This window comes from Streptomyces carpinensis (genome assembly GCF_002154505.1).
Lineage (GTDB): Bacteria > Actinomycetota > Actinomycetes > Streptomycetales > Streptomycetaceae > Streptomyces > Streptomyces carpinensis.
Genome location: NZ_MUBM01000524.1, coordinates 1 through 5237, shown reverse-complemented (window position 1 = coordinate 5237; position 5237 = coordinate 1). Strand labels below are relative to the sequence as shown.

Here is a 5237-nt window from a genome sequence, read left to right as displayed (position 1 = left end):
GACCACGGGTTCGGTGGTGACCACGGCTTCGGCGGCGACCACGGGTTCGGTGGTGACCACGGCTTCGGCGGTGACCACGGCTTCGGCGGCGACCACGGCGGTGGTGGTGATCACGGTGGCGACCACGGTGGTGGCGGTGATCACGGTGGCGGCGGGCATGGTTACTGACGCTCCGGCGCAGTGAGCTCCGATCACCGTGCGGCAGTTGTGTGAGTGCTGCGTCCGGATGCCCGGCCAGCTCGGGCATCCGGACCGGTCCGGAGCGGCGCGCGTCCCGTTCGACCGGTCCTCGGGCGGTGTCCGGCGATGAGGATCGTGTGTGTGGGAGCGGGGCCTGCGGGGCTGTACTTCGCGATCTCGGCCAAGTTGCGCGATGCCGGGCACGAGATCACGGTGTACGACCGCGACCCGCCTGCGGCCACCTACGGCTGGGGCGTCGTGTACTGGGACGACCTGTTGGACGTCCTCTATCGCAACGACCCGGAAAGCGCCCGGGAAGTCACCGCCAGGTCCGTGCTGTGGCAGGACCAGGAGGTGCGGGTGCACGGCTCCGGCGGCGAGCAGACGGCGTACTTCGGGGGCTACGGATACAGCATCAGCCGATCCGCGTTGCTCGAAGTCCTGGCCCGGCGTGCCGCCCAGCTCGGAGTCGATGTCCAGTACGGCCACCGTGTCGCCGATGCCTCGACGCTTCCCGAGGCGGACCTTCTCGTTGCCGCCGACGGTGCGAACAGCCGGATCCGCGGACAGAGCGCCGCGTTCGGAACGCACATCGAGGTCGGTCTCAACCCCTACACCTGGCTTGGCACGGACCAGGCGTTCCGCAGTTTCGTGTTCGACTTCGAGCGGACGCGGGCCGGATGGATCTGGTTTCACGCCTATCCGTCGGTCGCGGGAATCAGCACCTGCATCGTCGAATGCTCGCCGCAGACCTGGCACGGTCTGGGCCTCGACGTGCCGGCCCACGACCAGGGAATGCGGCTGCTGGAGGACATCTTCCATCGCGCACTCGACGGCCACCGCCTGATCAGCCGATCACGGGATGCGTCGCCGCATTGGCAGCGCTTCGCACACGTGACCAACAAGACCTGGTACCAGGGCACGACGGTACTCGTCGGCGACGCTGCCCACACCACCCACTTCACGCTGGGCTCGGGCACCAGACTGGCGATCATCGACGCGATCGTCCTCGCACACAGCCTGCAGGAATACCTCGATGTGGAGGACGCGCTGCGGGAGTACGACCGCCACCGCCGCGCGGAACTCCATCCGGTGCAGGCGGCAGCGCGTACCAGCATGGCGTGGTTCGAGCACCTGGACCAGTACGCCGACCGCGATGCTGTGGCCTTCGCGCACGCCATGTCCGTACGCCACGGTGGCCAGAACCCCTGGCATCATCAACTCCACCTCGCCACCCAGATCGCCGCCGTCCGCACGGCGCGGCGCGCCTTCGCCACCGGCCAACGCTGGTACCTCGCCCGTCGGCGAGGCGAAGGGAGAGGCAACCAGCCGCGCCAGACCGGCCCGGACAGGTAGGCAGCCGGGCTCGTGCCGTCCGGTGCGGTAGTCGACCGGCCGCGCTCAGCAGTGGCCGGTGGAAAGGACACTCGGGCTCGAGCCGGCGGGCGAGGACTAACGGCCCGCACTCCGCTCCCGGATCGGACGCATGGGCCGTGGCGCCCGGTCGGTTCGTCCGGCCGAGCCGGCTACCATCGGCTCCGGCCTGGCGGCGGGCCGTCAGCGCACCGGGCGCTGGGCATGCTGGGCCGCCAGCCGCACGGGCGCGTTCGTGGCGCCATAGCCGCGGTAGCCGGGATCCCGCTGGACGAGTTCGAAGAAGACCCGGCCCACGGTCTCGGTGTAGCAGTGCCGGAAGGCGCCGCCCGCGTCGCGGTCGTAGAGGATGCCGAGGCCGCGGTAGGTGTCCAGTTCCTCGTCGGTCAGCTCGAACCGTGCCGCCAGGTCGTCGTAGTAGTTCGCGGGCACCGGGAGCAGCCGGCCCCCGGCCGCCAGGAAGCGGCGGGCGGCGGCCACCACGTCGTCCGTGGCCAGCGCGAGGTGCTGGGCGTGGACGGTGTCGTCGGTGGGCGCGGCGCCGACGCCGAGGGCGATCCGCACGCTGCCGCCGGGGTTGGTGACGGCGCGGCTGCGCAGCAGGCCGTAGGGGTCGGCGACGTCGACGCTCTCCTGGGCGTCCAGCCCGAGGACGCTGCGGTGGAAGAGGGCCGCCTCGTCGAAGTGGTGCCAGGGCTGGGTGAGGGCGAGGTGGTCGACGCGTGCCACGCCCGGGGCGGCGGGCGCGTCGGCGGTGTCCTCGAAGTCGGCCCGCCAGTCGGGCAGGTCCGCTCGGCCGGTGGCGCAGAAGAACAACTCCGTGCCGTCCGGGGCCGCCACCGCGTCGAGCGGGACGTCCTCGGGGGCTCGTCGGCGCGGCAGGACGGGGGCCAGCAGGGCCTCGGCGCGGCGGGCGGCGGCGGCCGGGTCCGGTGACTCCAGGCCGATCGCGGCGAGCCGGGTGCCGTCCCGGCGCACGGCCCCCGCGGTGTTGACGAGGATCCGGGCCTCGCCGTGCTGCCACAGGTCGACGGGCTTGCCGCGGTGGCCGCCGGTGCGGGCGAAGCCCAGCGCGCCCAGCACGGCCGCGACCGGCTCGGCGTCCGGGGTGACCAGTTCGGCGAAGGCGACGCCGGTGGGGACCACGGGCGCGGGCAGCTCCACCGTGCCGACGGCCTCCTGGAGGACGAGCAGCGAACGGCGCGCGTCGACGGCCGTGGGCCCGGCCTCGGCCTGCCGGAAGACGTCGTTGAAGACCTCCAGGGAGAGCGGGCCGTCGTAGCCCGTGCGCAGCACGTGCCGCAGGAGCCCGGCGATGTCGAAGCCGCCCTGTCCGGGGAAGCAGCGGTGGTGGCGGCTCCACTGGAGCACGTCCATCGCGAGCTGCGGAGCGTCCGCGAGCTGGAGGAAGAAGATCTTCTCGCCGGGGATGTCCTCGATGCCCTTGGGGTCCGACCCCCGGGAGAGGATGTGGAAGCTGTCCAGGCAGGTGCCGAGCGCCGGGTGCCCGGCCGTCTCGACGATGTGCCAGGCGTGGTCGTAGGTGCTGACGTGCCGGCCCCAGGCGAGCGCCTCGTAGGCGACGCGGATACCGAAGTCCTGGGCGAGATCGGCGAGTTCGCTCAGCTGCTCGGAGGCCAGGGCGTCGTCGTCCCGGGCCAGCGGGGAGACGCTGGAGCAGACGAGCACGGTGTCGGCACCCAGCCGCCGCATCAGCTCGAACTTCTTCCGCGCCCGGCGCAGGTTGCGGGCGAACTCGGCCCGGGGCACCGCCTCGATGTCCCGCATCGGCTGGTACAGCTCTATGGCGAGGCCGAGGTCGGCGCAGCGGGCGCGAATCTCCTCGGGGCTGCGGGGGCTGGCGAGCAGATCGTTCTCGAAGATCTCCACACCGTCGAAGCCCGCCCGGGAGGCGGCCGTGAGCTTCTCGGTGAGCGATCCGCTCAGCGAGACGGTGGCGATGGACGTACGCACCTTGGTTCCTCTTTCTCCTGCGCCCTGCTCCCCTGCTCCTGCCGCTTCTACTGGCGCGCGGCGACCGCGTCGCCGGCCGGGTCGGCGCTGCCGGCCGTGCTGGCGATGTCGGCGATGTCGGCGAGCATCCGGGCACTGTCGGGTTCCCGGCCGGTGAAGAGCCGGAACGCGTCCGCGGCCTGGAACGCGGCCATGCCACCGCCGTCGAGGGTGGCGCAGCCGACCGCGCGGGCGGTGCGCAGCAGTTCGGTCTCCAGCGGGCGGTAGACCACCTCGGCGACCCACAGGCCGGGGTGCAGCAGGTCGCCCGGGAGGGGGATCCCGGGGTGGGCGGCCATGCCGGTGGGGGTCGCGTGGACGAGACCGTCGGCCCGGGCCAGCAGGTCCGCCAGCGCCGTGGGCGCCGCCGCGGCCGCCCGGCCGGCGCCGAAGTGGCCGTTCAGGGAGTCGGCGAGGGCGGCGGCCCGCTCGGGCAGGGCGTCGACGACGGTGACCCGTTCGGCGCCCAGCGTCAGCGTGGCGTGGGCGACGGCGGCTCCGGCACCGCCCGCGCCGAGCTGCACCACGCGCTCCAGCGGGGCGTCGGGCAGGCCGCGTGCGAAGGAGGCGGCGAAACCGGTGACGTCCGTGTTGTGGCCGATGGCCCGGCCGTCCTCGAAGACGACCGTGTTGACCGCGCCGAGCGCCGCGGCCTGCGGGGCGAGGTCGTCCAGGTGCTCCAGGACGACCTGCTTGCAGGGGTGGGTGATGTTCAGCCCGTCGAAGCCCAGGTCGCGCGCGGAGCGCAGCAGGTCGCCCACCGCCTCGGGCGGCAGTCCCAGGCGGTCGATGTCGATGAGCCGGTACAGCAGCCGCAGCCCCTGCCGGTCCGCCTCCCGCTCGTGCAGCGCCGGACTGAACGACGGGCCGATGCCGGAACCGATCAGTCCGACGAGATACGAGTCCTTGGCCACCGCGGCAACCTCCTGAGCGGGCGAGCGCCGAACGAACGAGCTCACTAATGTACGAACCAGTACGTTAGCTATATCAGCCGCAGGGGTCCCGGGGAAGACCCCGCCCGGGACGCACGGCCCTGCTTCTACAATCACGAGCCAGAGCACAGACCCCTGCGCCCCACTCGCGAAGGAACGTGATGACGAGCGTCGACGAACCGGCACGATCAGGCGTGCGCACCCGTGACGCCGCCCGCACCCGGGCCGAGATCCTCGACGTGGCCACGCAGGAGTTCGCCCGGGCCGGCTACGACGGTGCCCGGGTGGACGACATAGCCGCCCTGACCCGCACCACGAAGCGGATGATCTACTACTACTTCGGCGGCAAGGAGCAGCTGTTCACGGCCGTCCTGGAGCGGGCGTACGGGGTGATCCGCGAGGCCGAGCAGCAACTGGACGTGGATCATCTGGACCCGGTCGCGGCCATCCGGCGGCTGGCCGAGCTGACCTTCGACCACCACGAGCGGCACCCGGACTTCATCCGCCTGGTGAGCATCGAGAACATCCACGGGGCGGAGCACATCGCCGCCTCGGAGAAGCTCGGCAGGATCGGCTCCCCGGCGCTGGACGTGATCCGCCGGATCCTGACGTCCGGGCAGGAGTCGGGCCTGTTCACTGCCGACGTGGACGCCGTCGACCTGCACGCGATGATCAGCTCGTTCTGCTTCTTCCGGGTCGCCAACCGGTCCACCTTCGGCGCCCTGTTCGGCCGCGACC

Annotated in this window: 4 protein-coding genes; 2 read left to right on the top strand and 2 right to left on the bottom strand. The window is 72.1% G+C overall.

Translation table 11 applies throughout. The annotated features are described in order from the left end of the window. Positions 1-321: 321 nt before the first annotated feature. Positions 322-1536 (top strand): FAD-dependent monooxygenase, encoded by a 1215-nt coding sequence (locus BZY54_RS45345; protein WP_208640963.1) that lies wholly within the window; start codon positions 322-324, stop codon positions 1534-1536. 201 nt (positions 1537-1737) lie between these two features. On the opposite strand, the gene BZY54_RS45340 is transcribed toward BZY54_RS45345, so the two are convergent. Then, positions 1738-3528: a bifunctional sugar phosphate isomerase/epimerase/4-hydroxyphenylpyruvate dioxygenase family protein gene (locus tag BZY54_RS45340; RefSeq protein WP_086731192.1), complete on the bottom strand. Its 1791-nt coding sequence runs from the start codon at positions 3526-3528 to the stop codon at positions 1738-1740. 47 nt (positions 3529-3575) lie between these two features. Continuing rightward, positions 3576-4481: a shikimate dehydrogenase gene (locus BZY54_RS45335; protein ID WP_086731191.1), complete on the bottom strand. Its 906-nt coding sequence runs from the start codon at positions 4479-4481 to the stop codon at positions 3576-3578. Between the two features lie 179 nt (positions 4482-4660). Between BZY54_RS45335 and BZY54_RS45330 the strand changes: the two genes are divergently transcribed. Then, a partial coding sequence (locus BZY54_RS45330; RefSeq protein WP_086731190.1) for a TetR/AcrR family transcriptional regulator occupies positions 4661-5237 on the top strand: 577 nt, incomplete at its 3' end.